At 59.2% G+C, this 15,975-nt stretch carries 18 protein-coding genes; 8 read left to right on the top strand and 10 right to left on the bottom strand.

What is annotated here, in order from left to right; genetic code table 11:
* The first annotated feature begins 137 nt into the window (after positions 1-137).
* Positions 138-341, top strand: coding sequence for a hypothetical protein (locus E4656_RS19800; RefSeq protein WP_135485061.1), 204 nt, complete (start codon positions 138-140; stop codon positions 339-341).
* A gap of 21 nt (positions 342-362) precedes the next feature.
* Here the strand turns inward: E4656_RS19800 and E4656_RS19795 are convergent, their stop codons facing one another.
* Entirely contained in the window at positions 363-1,400 is a 1,038-nt protein-coding gene (locus E4656_RS19795; protein WP_240754045.1) for a LysR family transcriptional regulator, read from the bottom strand.
* A gap of 43 nt (positions 1,401-1,443) precedes the next feature.
* On the opposite strand from E4656_RS19795, the gene E4656_RS19790 reads away from it, so the two are divergent.
* The gene (locus E4656_RS19790; RefSeq protein WP_135485060.1) at positions 1,444-1,656 is read left to right on the top strand and encodes a hypothetical protein; all 213 of its coding nucleotides are present in this window, start codon (positions 1,444-1,446) and stop codon (positions 1,654-1,656) included.
* 57 nt (positions 1,657-1,713) lie between these two features.
* Here E4656_RS19790 and E4656_RS19785 read toward each other — a convergent pair whose 3' ends face one another.
* Both E4656_RS19785 and E4656_RS19780 read right to left on the bottom strand, forming a co-directional pair.
* The gene (locus E4656_RS19785; protein WP_135485059.1) at positions 1,714-2,283 is read right to left on the bottom strand and encodes a TetR/AcrR family transcriptional regulator; all 570 of its coding nucleotides are present in this window, start codon (positions 2,281-2,283) and stop codon (positions 1,714-1,716) included.
* A 16-nt stretch (positions 2,284-2,299) separates the two neighbouring features.
* Positions 2,300-3,241 (bottom strand): alpha/beta fold hydrolase, encoded by a 942-nt coding sequence (locus E4656_RS19780; RefSeq protein ID WP_135485058.1) that lies wholly within the window; start codon positions 3,239-3,241, stop codon positions 2,300-2,302.
* 107 nt (positions 3,242-3,348) lie between these two features.
* Here E4656_RS19780 and E4656_RS19775 point away from each other — a divergent pair, with 107 nt between their 5' ends.
* Positions 3,349-4,203 (top strand): alpha/beta fold hydrolase, encoded by an 855-nt coding sequence (locus E4656_RS19775; RefSeq protein WP_135485057.1) that lies wholly within the window; start codon positions 3,349-3,351, stop codon positions 4,201-4,203.
* A 12-nt stretch (positions 4,204-4,215) separates the two neighbouring features.
* Here E4656_RS19775 and E4656_RS19770 read toward each other — a convergent pair whose 3' ends face one another.
* Positions 4,216-4,668, bottom strand: coding sequence for an Lrp/AsnC family transcriptional regulator (locus E4656_RS19770; RefSeq protein ID WP_135485056.1), 453 nt, complete (start codon positions 4,666-4,668; stop codon positions 4,216-4,218).
* Between the two features lie 135 nt (positions 4,669-4,803).
* Here E4656_RS19770 and E4656_RS19765 point away from each other — a divergent pair, with 135 nt between their 5' ends.
* Both E4656_RS19765 and E4656_RS20670 read left to right on the top strand, forming a co-directional pair.
* Entirely contained in the window at positions 4,804-6,213 is a 1,410-nt protein-coding gene (locus tag E4656_RS19765; RefSeq protein ID WP_135485055.1) for an aminotransferase class V-fold PLP-dependent enzyme, read from the top strand.
* 126 nt (positions 6,214-6,339) lie between these two features.
* Positions 6,340-7,785, top strand: coding sequence for a methyl-accepting chemotaxis protein (locus E4656_RS20670; RefSeq protein ID WP_135485054.1), 1,446 nt, complete (start codon positions 6,340-6,342; stop codon positions 7,783-7,785).
* A 12-nt stretch (positions 7,786-7,797) separates the two neighbouring features.
* On the opposite strand, the gene E4656_RS19755 is transcribed toward E4656_RS20670, so the two are convergent.
* The 5 genes from E4656_RS19755 to E4656_RS19735 form a co-directional block, all read right to left on the bottom strand.
* Positions 7,798-8,328 carry a DUF411 domain-containing protein gene (locus E4656_RS19755; protein ID WP_135485053.1) on the bottom strand — a complete coding sequence of 177 codons (531 nt, stop codon included), beginning with the start codon at positions 8,326-8,328 and terminating at the stop codon, positions 7,798-7,800.
* A gap of 43 nt (positions 8,329-8,371) precedes the next feature.
* Positions 8,372-9,106 carry a CopM family metallochaperone gene (gene copM / locus E4656_RS19750; RefSeq protein ID WP_135485052.1) on the bottom strand — a complete coding sequence of 245 codons (735 nt, stop codon included), beginning with the start codon at positions 9,104-9,106 and terminating at the stop codon, positions 8,372-8,374.
* Between the two features lie 500 nt (positions 9,107-9,606).
* Positions 9,607-9,807 carry a hypothetical protein gene (locus E4656_RS19745; protein ID WP_135485051.1) on the bottom strand — a complete coding sequence of 67 codons (201 nt, stop codon included), beginning with the start codon at positions 9,805-9,807 and terminating at the stop codon, positions 9,607-9,609.
* Positions 9,808-9,824: 17 nt separating this feature from the next.
* The gene (locus E4656_RS19740; protein WP_135485050.1) at positions 9,825-12,113 is read right to left on the bottom strand and encodes a heavy metal translocating P-type ATPase; all 2,289 of its coding nucleotides are present in this window, start codon (positions 12,111-12,113) and stop codon (positions 9,825-9,827) included.
* 91 nt (positions 12,114-12,204) lie between these two features.
* Positions 12,205-13,062, bottom strand: coding sequence for a sterol desaturase family protein (locus E4656_RS19735; RefSeq protein WP_167856156.1), 858 nt, complete (start codon positions 13,060-13,062; stop codon positions 12,205-12,207).
* Positions 13,063-13,190: 128 nt separating this feature from the next.
* Here E4656_RS19735 and E4656_RS19730 point away from each other — a divergent pair, with 128 nt between their 5' ends.
* Positions 13,191-13,955, top strand: coding sequence for a helix-turn-helix domain-containing protein (locus E4656_RS19730; protein WP_167856155.1), 765 nt, complete (start codon positions 13,191-13,193; stop codon positions 13,953-13,955).
* A 76-nt stretch (positions 13,956-14,031) separates the two neighbouring features.
* Entirely contained in the window at positions 14,032-14,721 is a 690-nt protein-coding gene (locus E4656_RS19725; protein ID WP_135485047.1) for a ferric reductase-like transmembrane domain-containing protein, read from the top strand.
* A gap of 111 nt (positions 14,722-14,832) precedes the next feature.
* Here E4656_RS19725 and E4656_RS19720 read toward each other — a convergent pair whose 3' ends face one another.
* Positions 14,833-15,315: a DoxX family protein gene (locus E4656_RS19720; protein WP_135485046.1), complete on the bottom strand. Its 483-nt coding sequence runs from the start codon at positions 15,313-15,315 to the stop codon at positions 14,833-14,835.
* Positions 15,316-15,775: 460 nt separating this feature from the next.
* Between E4656_RS19720 and E4656_RS19715 the strand changes: the two genes are divergently transcribed.
* Positions 15,776-15,975, top strand: a 200-nt coding sequence (locus E4656_RS19715; protein WP_135485045.1) for a hypothetical protein, incomplete at its 3' end; no start/stop codon positions are given.

The following is a 15,975-nucleotide window of genomic DNA, read 5'->3' as shown; positions in this document are numbered from 1 at the left end:
ATAGGGCCCGCCTTCGCGTGGGTTCAGTGCGTTATCCTGTCCGATTATGCAAACTCCACTGCGGTATTTATGGAATTATAGTGCGCAAATGATAAGTGTAGCCTGTGTGACAGGTCAACAACAGAGGAGGCCAGACCATGAGCCAGCAGACCTGTTCACAATTGCAACAAGACGTCGATTATCAACCGGCGTTTCTGGTCGGCAGCGCCCTGACGGGGCAGAGCCAGATACCGGCAGCCTACCGCTGGTCCGGAGATCGTATCCGTACCGAGAAAGTAAGCCGGCAGGCCAGGGCTGCCCGTGCACTCTGGGTCAGGCAACTTCTGCGCTGTCTGTTCTGAGGCTGTCGATCGGACCTGAGTCTACAGTGGCCGTCCCGCCAGCCGTTCGGACTGCAGGCGTACGGTATCGGTGGTGAAGTCCAGCAGCGAGCGGATGCGGGCCACATCCCGCAGGTCCGGATGCATCAGAAACCACAGTCCGACCGTCAGTTCGGGAATGGGGTCGGTGAGCTGGATCAGATCCGCATGCTGGTCGGCCAGATAGCAGGGCAGAGCGGAGACGCCGATACCGGCCCGGGTGCCCGCCAGCATGCCGCTGACGGAATCCACCCGATAGTGGCACAGGTCTTCCAGTTGCTGGTCGATCATCCAGTCGTACATGGGCAGGTCGGTCAGGTGGGCGCCCGGGCCGACCCAGGGCAGGTCATGCAGTCCCGGTACCTGTCCCTCTGTCAGCTCTGCATGCTGGTTGATCAGTTCCGCAGCGCCGTATATGGCCATGCCGACGTCCAGCAGCCGGCGACCCACCAGGTTCTCCGGCGGGTTGTTGGTGGGCCTGATGGCCACATCGGCTTCCCGCTTGGTCAGATTGAACAACTGATGTGACACCGCGATATCCAGCGTGATGTCCGGGTACTGCTGCCGGAACTGACCGAGCAATGGCGACAGCAGTCCCGCCAGCAGAGAATCCGTGGTGGTGATCCAGACGGCACCGGCGGGCTGCAGGTCCCGCCCGGCAATGCGGCGGGCGGCGGAGATCACTTCTTCCTCGATGCGAGCTGCGGTATCGGCCATTTCTTCCCCGGCCTGTGTGGGCTTGTAACCCCGTCTGGAGCGATCAAACAGAATCACGCCCAGGCGCTTTTCGATATCGCCCAGACGCCGGAATACGGTGGCATGATTGACCTTGAGGCGCCGGGCCGCGCCAGACAGCGAGCCGGTCTCGGCAATGGCCAGGACGGTTTCGAAATCATCCCAATGTACCTTGCTCGGTGACCCCTGGCTCCACAGCTTGCTGCGGCGGGGCCTCTGGGGGTTCGATCTGTTCTGTTCGATTTTGCAAACTCCGTTTGACTGAATTGGGGATTTTCTGCACAGCCCTTTCAGAATAGCATGCACTCAGTTAATCGACAGGCCCATCAGACCAAGAGGAGGACATCATATGAGCCGCGAACTGCAGAACACTTCCTTCAACGCCTACCGTCCTGCCTTCCTGCTGGGCGGCCTGGTATCAGGCCAGACTTCAGGTCGCTCTGCCCGCACCGTAACTGCCTGGTCAGAAGACCGGGTAGAGACCCGCTGGGTCGAGCGCAAGGTCCGCGAGGAAAAGGCACGCGTAGTGCGTGCTCTGTTCCGACGGGTGATTGGTCAGTAGTACCCTCGTCTGATCATCACTTTCACCGCCGGCGGTGCTGAACCGACCGGCGGTTTTTTATGTCTGCCAGTTTGTCAGCATCCGATCCAGTTGCTGAATCAGATGCCCGAAGCTGGCGTCCAGATCCAGCGGCATGGCGAACCCGCCTTCTATCTCCAGTGATACAAAGCCATGCAGGGCGCTGCGCAGGCAGCGGATGGCATGCAGGGCCTCGTCGCCCCGCAGGCGGTACCCCTTCAGTATGGAAAGCACAGCATCCAGTCCGGCCTGCCCTGCGGCCTGCAATTCGGCATCGTCGTTCTCCGTTGACGCCAGCGTCAGGCGATACAGGGCCGGTTGCTGTTGCGCAAAGTGCCGGTAGGCATGACAGAGTTCGGTCAATGCTGCGCTACCCGAATTGCCCATCGCAGACTGCTGGAGTTCAGCCGCCAGCAGGTTCAGGCCGTGCAGGCGGAGTTCCCGCTTCAGGCCAGGCAGCCCCGAGACATGATTGTACAGTGACGGTGGCCGCACCCCGAAATGCTTGGCCAGAGCGGCGAGCGTCAGGGCGGATTCACCGCGCTGCTGAATCAGCAGCAGGCTGGCTTCTATAATCCTGTCTCGAGTGATTCCCGGGCGTCTGGCCATCTGTATCTTTGCTTCGCTATTGAACTGCCGCTATGGCATTGCGCAGAAAGGGTAACAGGGCCTGCAGCGTTTCTGCAGGTTTTTCTGCCTGCGGGTAATGACCGGCGTCCTCGATCAGCGCTACCTGGCCATTGAGCCGTTCGGCAATCCACTCGGCTTCTGCGGCCGGATCTGCGTAGTCCGGGTCCAGCGTGCCCATGATGATCTGGGTGGGCTGTATCACCTGGGGCAGCCGGGCTTCCACCGCAGCGTCACTCCGGTCAATCATCTGCTTGACGGCATCGAAGCGATGCGGCTCCGACAGATTCGCATGCAGGTGAGCCCGGTACTGTTCATGGTCGGCCGGCTTTTCATCGGTGAACAGGGTGCCGTGGAACCAGAGCCAGGAGCGCACCTTCCAGGGGCCATTGAACATGACAGCCATGCTGGCGCCCATCACCGAACGCCTGATCAGGCCGGCTTCATGATCCCGCACAAAGGGGCCGATCATGGAAATGGCAGTGACCGCTTCGGGCTGTTCGGTGGCGGCCCAGACGGCAACCCCGGCACTGAAGGAGTTGCCGACGACCGCTGCCGGCCCGCGCTCGAGATGATCGATCAGGGCGAGCAGATCCTGACTGACATCTTCGGTACTGTAGCTGGCCCAGGGGACGCTGGTTTCGCCATGTCCCCGCAGGTCCATGGTGACCACTGTGTAGCCGGCATCGGCCAGTTCCGGTGCCAGGAAGCGGTAGCTCTGACGCAGGTCGCCCAGACCGGGCAGCAGCACGACCAGCGGGCCTTCGCCCTGAAGATCGTAGGCCAGCGTGCCGCCGTTGGTCTGCAGTGTTCGGGTGTCAGGCATGGCGAATATCTCCGGGTCAGGGTCTGGCAGCGACTGACAGGCCGTCAGTACGGTCAGGCTCAGTACAGAGGCTGCGAGCAGAGGGGTTTTAGGGTAGCGAGCCACTGTGGGCATAGCCAGTTCTCCAGCAATATGAATAAGTAAACTAATATCAATAGTTTATTGACCTTGGCTGATGCTGACGGCAAGCTTGGCGTTTTCCTGTTACAGAGACATCGAAGATGCAGCAGATTGCCGAAACCGTTGTCGGCCCTATTGAATATCGCCTGGAGCCAGGGCAGTCGGCAGAGAGCGCAGCGCCTTGCCCGGTCATTCTGGTACTGAACGGAGGTCATGCCAGTCGGGACAGCCGCTTCGGGCATGAAGCTCTGGTCGCAGAGGGGTTTACGGTGCTGACGCCGTCTCGCCCCGGCTATGACGATACGCCGCCCACGGTCGGCAAAACGGCACAGGCCGCGGCAGATGCCATGGTGGCCCTGCTCGATGCTCTGGATATCGACACGGTGGATGTAATCGGCATCTCTGCCGCTGGCCCGACCGCCCTGGCGCTGGCTTCAAGGCGTCCGGATCGGGTGCGGCGGCTGGTGCTGGAATGCGCCATGACCCTGCCGTGGGAACCGGCCATCAAGCGCCGCGCCAGCCGTCTGTTCGGCCCCTCACAGGGGTTCACCTGGGCCATGGTTCGAGGGTTGCTGAAGCTGGCGCCCAATCTGGCCATGAAGGCCATGCTGGCCGAGATGACGACCCTGGATGCGAGCGCAGTTCTGCAGCGCATGTCCGCCGAAGATAGGGCCTTTGTGCGCCGGGTGTTCATGACATCCAGTTCCGGCCAGGGTTTCGTGCTGGATCTGGAGCATGCGGTGTCCGACCTGTCCGCAATATCAGTGCCGGTGCTCGCGTTCTATTCCCCGAACGACAGAACCGTCCCACCGGCTCACGCGGAGCGTGTTCGCGCTGAGGTGCCCGGAGCCGAGCTGGTGTCGGTGCCGTCGGACAGTCATTTTATCTGGATTGGTCCGCACAGTGACAGGGTCTGGCAGCAGCGTCTCGATTTTCTGCGTGCGGGTCAGGCCTGATTCGGGCTGCGTTCAGAGGGGCAGCTCGGTGGTGTACTTGAGCTGCTCCATGGCAAACCCGCTGCTGACATCCGACAGCCGAACGCGACTGACCAGCCGCTTGTAAAAGCGGTCATAGGCCGCAATGTCCTCCACCACGACCCGTAGCAGGTAGTCCACGTCGCCGCTCATGCGATAGGCCTCCATGACCTCCGACATGTCCGCGATGGCGTCGCTGAAATCCTGCAACCAGACATCATTGTGTTCATTGGTCTTGATGAATACGAACACGTCAATGCCCAGGTTCAGCGGCGCCCGGTTCAGCAGTGCCACCCGCTTGCGAATATAGCCACTGTCTTCCAGGGCCTGGATACGCCGCCAGCAGGGGCTGGTACTCAGGTTGACCTTTTCTGCCAGGGCGGCAACGGAGAGGGTGGCATCCTGCTGCAGCAGCCGCAGCAGTTCGCGATCAATAGCATCTGGCAAATTTATACCTTTATAGTCGTTATATATGAAATATTATACCTTAATATAGTGTCTTTTGCGCAAAATTTGAAACACTTTCTGCCGAGTGCCGGGGCATACTGAGCTGCCTTGAATGCTCAACAGGAAGCTGCACTCATGACTGCTCAGGCCGTAGCGCCCCAGACCGACTGGACTCGGATTCGCGCCCACACCATCAACCTGCCGGGAGACCGGATCTACGCTGACTGGACCGCCAGCGGCCGTCTGTATCGCCCTGTTGAGGCGCGACTGACAGAGGAATTCGGCCCCTGGATGGCCAACACCCACACCGAGGACAGCCTCAGCGGGCAATACATGACCCGGGCGCTGCAGTTAGCCGAGGCCGGATTACGCCGGCACGTCAATGCCAGCGACGCTGATGTGCTGTTGTTTGTGGGCAACGGCATGACCGCAGCGCTGGCCAAGCTGATTCGAATGCTGGGCCTCTGGGTTCACGAACAGCACCGGGCGACTGTGCTGGCGCAGCGGTCTGCCCGACCGCTGGTATACATCACCCATATGGAGCACCACTCCAACCATACCCCCTGGCTGGAAACACTGGCCGAGGTGCGGGTGATACCGCCCACAGACAATGGCGAGGTGGACCTGTCATGGCTGGCCGATGATCTGGAGCAGCAGGCCGACAGGCCCCTGTTGCTGGCTTCGGTCACCGCCGCCAGCAATGTGACCGGGGTGGCCGCGCCGTATCGTGCCATTGCACGCTTGTTGCATCGCCATCAGGGCTATTGTCTGGTCGATTTTGCCTGCGCTGCCCCCTATGTCGACATCGACATGCATCCGGCAGACGATGAGCCGCTGGATGCCGTGTTTTTCTCGCCGCACAAGTTTCTGGGCGGACCGGGCAGCTCCGGCGTGCTGGTATTCAACCGCAGCCTGTATCACAACAGGGTGCCGGATCAGCCTGGCGGTGGCACCGTGCTGTGGACCAATCCCTGGGGTGAGCATCGCTACTTTGACGACATTGCCGAACGCGAGTCAGGGGGCACGCCGGGTATATTGCAGGCCATCAAGGCCGCTCTGGCTGCACAGTTGAAGGATGAAATGGGGGTGGCCGCCATGGCCACCCGCGAGCAGATACTGAATCAGGCCTTCTTTGCCCGCCTGGATGACTGTAGCGGTGTGCAGGTACTGGCGAACCATCAGCGGCAGCGCCTGAGCGTGTTTTCACTGCTGTTCGAGCATGTCCATTACAGTACGGCGGTGCAGCGGCTGAGCCGGGACTGGGGCATCGAGGCCAGAGGCGGGTGCGCCTGTGCCGGGACCTATGGGCACTACCTGCTCGACATCGACCGCGCTGCCAGCCAGCGCATTACCTGTCAGCTCGATCAGGGCGATCTGGCCGCCAAGCCTGGCTGGGTCCGTCTCAGCTTTCATCCCATGATGACGCTGGCCGAGGTGGACCATGTCGCCGAGGCCGTGCAGGCGGTGGCAATGCAGACTTCAGGAGTGACCAGAGATCTGCCAGCAGCAGGGTCTGTCTGGCGTCCGTTGACGGGTTGCAGTTGATCATTCCGGCTGCCGATTGAACAGATTCGTGCCCCCACGTCAGCAATCAGGGCGTGGGGTTTGCGCAGCATCATCTCGGTGCGGATACTGCCGGTTGAGCGATCATTAATCACCGGAGTGCCTTTCATGAATCCCATCAGTGCCTACGTCGGGCTCTTCTCGCCGCCTGGTACGGATTTCCGGGACGGCCATCATCCACAGCAACAGATTGTGCTGGTGTTCGGTTTCTTTGGCCTGGTTGTCGCCACCTACAGTTTCATCAAGTGGCAGGGGCATGGGCTGGCACCCCTGGTGGTGAGCTCCGCTGCGCTGTTTCTTCTGACATTCAGTGCCAGTCTTGCTTTGCGCTTGCGGGCCCCGGTGTGGCTGGCCGTGAATCTGACCCTGGCCGGCTTTGCCCTGCATGCGCTGAACATGGTGTACCAGACCGGCGGCCTGGAGTCGCCGCACTTGCTGTGGGTCATAGCGCTGCTGGTCGGGGCCTATTTCATGGCCGATGCGCGGTCAGCCCTGGGCTGGGCACTGGTTTTCGTGGCCATGCTGGGCCTGTTCATCCACTGGGACACCCGTGGCGTGCAACTGCCCAGCCCGGAACTGAGCGCCGAAGCCTGGCGGGTAGAAACCTGGTCCGGCTTCCTGCTGCCCATGATTCTGGTCTGGGTCGTGCAGCTGTTCAGTCAGCGTATACGAGAGCAGTCTTTCCAGACCACACAGACGGCTTTGCAGGAAGCCGAGCGCAGTGCCGCAGCGGTGGAAGCCAAGGCCGGACATCTGCGCGCGGTGCTGGCGCAGACGGAGGAAGGGGCCACCGGGCTGGCAGAAGGCAGCCGGCAACTGATGACGCTGCAAGAGCAGGTGCAGGCGCACAGCGAGCAGATACAGAATCAGGCCGGACACCTGCAGACAGCAGCACAGGATTTTGATCAGCGCCTCGGGCAGGTAGTGGCCGCATTGAGTGAAGGCAATCAGACCTTGCGCGAGCTGGATTCGGAGTCGGACCGGGCCGCCGGTGCCGGCAGTGACAGCGCCGAAGCCATGGTGGCAGTGGTCAACGGCATGGACAAGATCAAGACCAGCAATGACCGCATAGAGGAAGCTACGCGCATGATCAATGATCTGGCCGCCCAGACCAATCTGCTGGCGCTCAATGCCGCCATCGAATCGGCTCGGGCCGGTGAAGCCGGGCGCGGTTTTGCGGTAGTGGCCGACGAGGTGCGTACGTTGTCTCAGCGCTCCGACAGCGCCGCCAATGAAATCCGCACCCTGGTGACCCGGAGCACGGAAGATATCGAAGAGGGCATTCAGGTGGTGGGGCGAGCCCGCGACACCCTGGACCATGTCGTGACCTCGGTCAACGGTATCAGCAGTCGCCTGAATGAGGTGACCCGCCGCATCAACGAGCAGAACGAAGCGGTATCGGCCGTTGCCGGCGAGAGCCAGACCCTGCTCGATATCAGCCGTGCCCAGAGCGAGGCCGCCGACTTCCTGATCGACAGCCAGGCCGCCCTGCGTCAGCAGGCCGAGGAACTGAGTCAGCTCTCGACCGGCCTGCGTGAAGCCATGGCGACCTGACCTGTCAGGACATTAGAAGCGATATTCGCTGACCATAGCCGTTTCACCCTCGCTGGTAAACGCGACAGCATCAAAGTCCTGATAGCGGCCGACATCCATGCCCGGCGAACCCAGCGGCATGCCCGGCACCGCCAGCCCTGCGGTTGCTTCACCGAAGGGCAGGGGTTCGGTCAGGAATTGCTCAATGGCCGAGACGGGCACATGCCCTTCAATCACGTGGCCATCAATCAGGGCCGTGTGGCAGGATCGCATGTTCTGCGGAACCTGGTGTTCAGCCTTGAACTGCAACATGTCATCCACGTGCTCTACCGACACGATGTAACCCTGTTCCGAGAGATACTGAGCCCAGTCTCCACAACATCCGCAGTTGGGGTCGCTGTACATGGTAACCTGTCGCTCGGGAATCTGCGCTGGCTGTGGTGCTGACTCCGATGCAGACAGTGTCGCATCCGCGTTGGGATACAGCATGACGGCGGCTGCTACCACCAGCGCTGCTGCGGAAGCGGAGCCAAGAATGACGGGTTTGTGAATAGATCTGTTCATGACATTGTCCTTACCAATATCGAATAAATTGAAAATCTGGACATTACTGCGCCAGCCAGGCGCGCATGTCGCGAATTTCACGCTCCTGCTCCCGGATCACGGCCTCTGCCAGGGTCCGCAGCTCGGTGTCTTCGCTGTAGCGCAACAGGATATAGGCCATGTCGATGGCGGCTTCATGATGCGGGATCATGCCCAGTACAAAGTCGCGATCGATGTCACCCGTTGCCTCAACCATCATGTCGCGCATCATGCGGGAGTTGGCACGCTCATAGCCGGATCGGATGTCGGCAGCATGGCTGCTCGGTCGCGGGTCGCCATAGGCGGCCAGCCAGGCTTCCATCTCTGCGATTTCGGTTTCCTGAGCCTGAATGATCTCTTCCGCCAGGGCCAGCAGATCCGGGTCCGTGCCCTCGGCCAGCAGCGTTTCCGCCATATCGATGGCACCCTGGTGGTGCGGAATCATGCCTCTGACAAAGTCGTAGTCGGCATCTCCGGTCAGTTCCATGCTGTGCATGTCGTCCATCATCCGTTGATGGTCGTGCATGAAGGGATGGTTCTCGCCCATCTGGTGTACGTTGCCATGCATGCCTTCATGGCGACCGTGAGAGCTACTCATTCTGTTGTGCATCATCATGTGTCCGCCGTGCTGCATCATCATGCCGGGCCCGGCATGCTCGTCATGTCGATCGCCGTGATGAGGATGTGAGCAACCCGCGAGGGCAGCGGTGGATGCGGTCAGCAGCCCGAGAGCTGCAATTGTGCGGATGGTTGTTTTCATGGTGTTGTACCTGTTCTGGCAGACAGCCAGCGTCGCCCGTATAGCGGGTGCTGCTGTCGGCTCGTTAAATTGAGATAAACCGCAGGTGTTGGTTCAGAACAGGTGTTTTGGTGGCGGGGTGGCAGGCTGACCCTGCGCAACGGGGGCGCCTGCGGGAGCGGAAAGTACAGTATCTGCCCCTGGCTGGGAAAGTTCCATGCTGATGGACGGAGCCAGGGAGATCAGCAGGCAGAGCTCAACGCAGGGGCTGTCGACTCCTGAGAGGGCGTTCGCCGGGTGCACAGAGTGTTCATGCCCGGCATGCGCAGGCAGCGATGCGGCCAGGACAGATTCGACGGCGTCCGAATGAGCTGCATGACCTGCCATGCCCCCGGCATGAACAGAGGCCTGCACGGGCCCAATCACGCCCATGACCAGCACCAGCAGTGCAGCCAAGAGGCGTCTTGTCGATTGGGCATTGAGCCGTATCATACCATCGGTCTACTCAGTGGGCCGCCTGGTCAGCGGCGGGCATTGGGCCAGCGGGCAAAGGCGAGGTAATACAGAAACAGTATGTTCGCCAGGGGCACAAACATCAGCAGGCTCCAGAAACCGGAAAAACCGGCTTTCTTCGTAATGCGCCAGAACGGCAGCAGCACAATAACCAGCATGATCAGCATGCCGATACCGTGCCCGGCCCATTCAGTTTCCCAACTCATCATGTCGTCGTCTCCTTCATTTACACGGTCTGTGCACGGCGAAACCGACGCCGCAACAGTATGGAGTTGCCGATCACTGACAGCGAGCTGGCCGTCATGGCGATGACCCCGATCATGGGGTGCAGCAGGCCCAGGGCAGCAATCGGTATGGCCGCTACATTATAGACGCTGGCCCAGATCAGGTTCTGCACAATTTTGCCAAAGGTGGCATGTGACAATGCCATGGCCTCCACCACACCTGTCAGTTCCCCGCGTACCAGAGTGACATCGGCTGCCTCTATGGCGATATCGGCACCGGCACCGATGGCAATGCCCACATTGGCCTGTTTGAGCGCCGGGGCGTCATTGATGCCGTCGCCCACCATGGCCACATGCTCGCCGAAGCGTTCCTGCAGCGCCTTGATGGCATCGACCTTGCCTTCCGGCAATACGCCCGCCTGGACTTCGTCAATGCCGACCTGGTCGGCGATGGCCCGGGCTGCGCGCTCGTTGTCGCCGGTCACCATGACCACATGCAGACCCTTCTCGTGCATCCCGCGTATGGCGTCGATGGATTCCTCCTTGAGGGTATCGGCAACGGCCAGCAACCCACGGGCCATACCATCCACCGCGACCAGTACCACTGTGCGGCCCTGGCTTTCCAGCCGATTCAGGTCGGCATCCAAAGCTTCGAGCCCCTGTACCTGTTCCTCTGCCAGCAGGCGTCGGTTGCCGATGAGCACAGCCTGTCCGCCTACCTGCCCGGCCACACCACGTGCTGCGGTGGAGTGAAAGTCTTCGACGGCTTCCGGCTCGATTCCATCGGCGCGGGCTCCGGCCACGATGGCCTGGGCAATCGGGTGTTCGGAGGCGTTCTCCAGCGCTGCTGCCCAGCGCAGCAATTCGTTCCTCTGTACACCGGAAGCAGGCGCGACATCGGTCAGTTTGGGTTCTCCGCGGGTAATGGTGCCGGTCTTGTCGAGCACCATGACCTTGATGTCCTTGAACGACTGAATGGCTGCGCCGGAGCGGATCAAGATACCTCGTTCGGCCCCCAGACCGGAGCCCACCATCAGAGCGGTCGGTGTGGCGAGGCCCAGAGCACAGGGGCAGGCAATGACCAGCACGGCGATGGCAGCGAGAATACCCAGCAGCGGGGTGGAAACATCCGGATTGACCCAGGGCAGGAAGGCGGAACCCCACTCCAGTATGGGTCGCAGCAGATCGGGGATGGTCCACCAGACCAGCATGCTGCCAATGGCGATCAGAATCACAGCAGGCACAAAGCGACCGGTCATGCGGTCGGCAAACTCCTGAATCGGCACCTGGGAGCCCTGAGCCTGCTCCACCATGCGGATGACCTGAGACAGAAAGGTGTCATTGCCGATGCGGGTGGCTTTCACCCGCAGGCGACCTTCGCTGTTGATGGTGGCGCCGATAACGGTGTCGCCCACGGTTTTTTCCACCGGCACGGACTCACCGGTAGCCAGAGACTCGTCGATATAGCTGCGGCCGTCCACGACTTCACCGTCGGTGGGGATCTTCTCGCCGGGGCGCACCACCATGATGTCACCCGGTTGCAGCTCCCGGATATCGACCTCTTCTTCCTGTCCGTCGCGTTCGATACGGGCTGTGCGGGCGCCCATGTCCAGCAGCTTGCGAATGGCCTGGGAGGCTCGTCCCTTGGCTTTCGCTTCCAGATAGCGACCCAGCAGGTGGAACGTCATGATGGTGGCGGCCATCTCGATAAAGGAGGTCATGGGGTAGAAGAAGCCGACCAGCCCGATGAAGAAGGGCGGCAGACTGCCCAGGCTGATCAGTACATCCATGTTGAAGGTGCGATTTTTCAAAGACTTCCAACTGGCCCGGTGCGTCGCCGCGCCGCCGAGCAGGAAGACAACCGGAAATGCCAGTACCGCCACGATGCCCAGATAGCCCGGCACCGGCGCAATGAACATGTGCGGTATCATCAGTAGCATGATCAGGGTGGTGGGAATGGCGGCAATCCAGAAACGCCGCCAGGCCTGCTTGAGGTAGGCTTCCTCAACCTCCGCCTCGGCCTGAATGTCCTGTTCTTCACCACCAGCCACTCGGGCCACATCATAGCCGGCATTCTCGACTGTTTGCCGCAGCCTGTCGGCATCCGGGCCATCCTCCTGCAAGGTGACCGTGACTCGGTGGTTGCTGATGTTGGTGTGAATATCGGCAATGCCCGGCAGTCGCTCCAGACTGCTGCGCACTATGCCGGCGCAGTGATCCGATCCCATACCCGGCACCGTCAGCTTGACGGTAGTCAGTGTTGCGGTTTGCTTGGCGTGTGCGTCCGACATGTTCAGGCCCTCTGTTTGGAGACGGGTCAATCAATTCTGGCGACCCTGTCATGTTCTTGATGCCAGTCTAGACTTTCCAGTTACTGGAAGGTCAAGTCTTTGTTCTCCTCGGTCTTGAGTCCGGCATGGGTCTCGGGCTTTGCATATCGAGAAAAGGCTGAATCAACTGCACCCTGTAGTCCTTCGGGTAGTCATCTCGACCACCTATACCCAGTTCGGTACTGGTGCTGGGCGTCGCACCTTCCTGATAATGGAAAGTGCCCATCAGCAGGTCATACAGGTTGGTGAACAGGCCATAGTTGTAGTTGCCATTCTTGTCGTTGGTATGATGGAAGCGGTGTGTCTCAGCATGAGCGAACACGAATTTGAGGGGGCCCAGTCTGTAGTCTGCATTACTGTGCTGAGCCAGCAGCGATAGTGAAACCAGAAACGGCAGTGTGATAGCCACTTCAAACGGGATGCCCAGCAGAAGCAGCGGCAGAACGCCGGTCAGTGTTTCGACCAACTGGTGCAGTGGGTGCTTCATCAGCCCATTGAAACCGTAGAGGCGTTTGACGCTGTGGTGGACGGCGTGCAAAGCCCACAGTGTATGGAATTTGTGACTTGCATGATGTGCCGCCGCGATACCCATATCCAGAATTAATATGGCGAATACGACCTGTACCCAGAAGGGCCAGTCAGCGGGCCAGACGTTGTCCGACATACTCATCCAGGCAAACAGGGGGAGTGTCCAGAGAAGAGCTCGATTGAGTGTCAGGTTGACTATGGCATGCAGCCAGTCTCTCCGAACGTCCTTATGCGACCGGTTCCAATTGGGTTGGTAGGGGATGAGGTGCTCGATCAGAAATGTGAGGGCCATTGTCAGGGCAAGCACGCCGAGCATCGGCAGAATACCGTGATCTGTGGCTGCAAGATGAATGATCCAGGCACTCATGCCCAGAAACAGCATGGGCCAGGACCCGTAGCGCAGAATAGCTTGTGTCATTATGTCAGAACTCCCGTTGACGCTTGTCTTGAAGCCCATAGCATGTCTGACTGTTCGGGGTATGAATTGAATAATCTGGCAGAATGGCTTTCATGAACGTATTTCAGCTATTTTTCTGGTCGCACCGATTGCTGATTGTCGGTCCAGCTATAGAAACAGAGCCACATCAACATCATGCCAGCCAGTTTGCACTGGGTCTTGGCGGGCCTGTTGTGTTCAGAAATCTAGACAACGGACAACGCATTGAGGGTGACTTTGCCTGGATTCAGCCCGATACACCGCATGCCTTGTGCGCGTCCCTCGCTCCCTGCTGTCTTCTGTATACCGACGCAGAGAGCCGTGAATGCGCCAACGCCTGCAGCTGGTTTGGCCATCAACCGTTTGTGCATGCCAGGTTGCCAGTAGAGCTCGAAGCGGCGCGGACACTCATACTTTGTCGCCAGGTGGATGTGAACTCGGCACAAGCCTTCGTCAAGGCATTGCCCTGGTACCAGAGGGCATCAGACAGTCGCTCACTGGACGCTCGCCTCCAGCGGGCGCTGGTTTATATCCACCAGAATATCGAGGGTGATGTCAGCATCGGCGCTGTGGCTGCCGCCAGTGCTGCCTCTGAGAGCTGGCTCAGCCATGCGTTTCCCGACCTCATTGGTATACCCATGCGCCGATTTGTGCTGTGGGCTCGATTGCGAGCTGCGGTCATCATTGCGCGAGATGGCGGGACATTGACCGAAGCGGCTTCAACGGCAGGCTTTTCCGATGCGGCACACTTCACGCGGGTGTTTCGTGAGGCATTCGGCATCACACCTTCAATGATGTTCAGGCGGAATGCACCTGTCGTTATTCATTTGATGGAATAAGCAGCTCATCGTGGTAGTCAATAAGTGTTATAAAGTAACGTGATGCACTCACAGTATCGGCGAAGGAAAAGTATGTATGATGCACTGCTTTCGAATTCCAAGTGCACGTTACCGGCACTTGCTGGTTTTCCTGTTGAGCGCGATCCTGATCGGCCTGTTCAGCCTGGTGCACTGTCAATGGGAGCCGCTGCATCGCTGGAACCGGGCCTTTGGTGATACAGCTCTGGTGCTGCTGGCGCTTGCCCTGACACTGGGGCCGCTGGCGGTGCTGTTTCCGCGTGTACGGGGTTGGGTAGTGTGGCGTCGCCAGGTGGGCATCTGGGCCATGGTCTGGGCATTGGCGCATCTGGCCGTCATTCTGCATGCTTGGGTGGAGTGGAATCTGATTCGGCTGTTCGGTTTCGAGTACAGCCCGATGTTTCGCCGCTACATCATGCATCAGCATGGTTTCGGCCTGGCCAATGCCGTGGGCATACTGGCGTTGGTGTTTGGTCTGCTGCTGATGCTCAGCTCCAGCGACCGTGCCGTGCGCTGGCTGACCCCCACCGTCTGGCAGCAGTTGCACCGGGGCGCGGTGGTGTTCTGGTGGCTTGTCGTTGTCCATGTTGGCTATTTTCTGTTTATTCATTTTCTCGATGTCCGGCGTCCGATGCTGGAACCCAATCCACTGCAATGGCCTTTTGTGATACTGCTTGTGGGGGTGTTCTTGTTACGCAGCGCTGCTTTCGTTCGCCAGTGGCGTTCACGGGCGACCAGTGGTCAATGACAGCGCTGCTACTGGTTGTGACTTGGTAAAAGCTATGGCGGAGGGATTCAGAAGGCCTTTCCGTTTCAGTCAGCAACATTGGCCTGAGGGCCCCTTCAGGGCCCATCAGGATTACTTGACGATTTCGCGAAGCCATTGATTGCGCTGGAAAAGTCCATTCAATGGTGATTTTTCCAATACCCAGCTTTCAATTCCGTAAATCTGACCTGCCCGTACCGCTGCCAGGTAGATGATGATGGCTGTATAAACCAAGTGATATTCCACAATCACGTCCGGGAATTCAAACCGCGGTATGTAGTACAAGAACATCAGCAAACCGCCGCCCACTGCGGACACCCGCATCCCGATGCCAAGTATCATGGCTAAACCAATGAGAAGGTGTGCCCAGGGAACCACCACATTGATCAAGTTGATAAATGGCGGCGAGGACATCAGATCAAAAAAAGCTGAAAAATTGTCTGATCTGCTCATAAACCCGGCTGCCGTCCAGTCCGAGTCGGGAACCTGGCGCAGACCCGCGCTCAGGAAAACCCAGCCCATTGAAATCCGAAAGAACAGGATGAGCCATTTTTGCAAATTTGTGTCGGTGTTCATGCGTTTCTCCTTCAGGGGCACTGCCCCGGATCATGCAACGTGCATACAGCCGTTGCATGATCCACTGTACTCCGGTATCTGGTGCATAGAATGATGCAGGTCAACTAACTGCCGAATTCCACTGGGCCACGGATCTCCCCTTTAGGCTCCGCCCGGCATGCTGCCGTGCGTCTGGCGGCATGACACCTGGAAGATTGCTCGCCGTGTCGGACCGGCGTTATTGCTATTGGCTCTAAGGGATCTACTTTAATTACTAATTCATTTTAAAGTAATTATTGACTTGCTAGCTTCGGTTCGTATGATCTTAGGCATCAGGGAAGAAAACTCCATCTCGCATTCTGCCTAAATGCGCTGTGAGGTGGCTGAAGTCCTTTGACTTGACTGAGGACGGTCAAGCGGTTTTAGTTACTAATTCATAAAAAAGTAAAATAGTTTGTATCCCTCTGACTGGAGAACAACAATGACGATAATCAATGAGGCTCAACCCGCGTTGCCGCGCCGTCGCAGCAGTGCACTCACTTTTCTGACAGCGGGCATTGTGGCCGGTAGCCTGATGGTTTCAACCATTGCTGCAGCACAAGACATAACCATTCGCTGGGCCCTGCACCCCGGTGAAGAAGCCGATGCGGTCATCAACTACTTTGCCCCCAAATACGAGGA

This window comes from Natronospirillum operosum, assembly GCF_004768465.1.
Lineage (GTDB): Bacteria > Pseudomonadota > Gammaproteobacteria > Pseudomonadales > Natronospirillaceae > Natronospirillum > Natronospirillum operosum.
The sequence above is the reverse complement of the archived record's forward strand: the minus strand, read 5'-3'. Positions and strand labels throughout refer to the sequence as shown.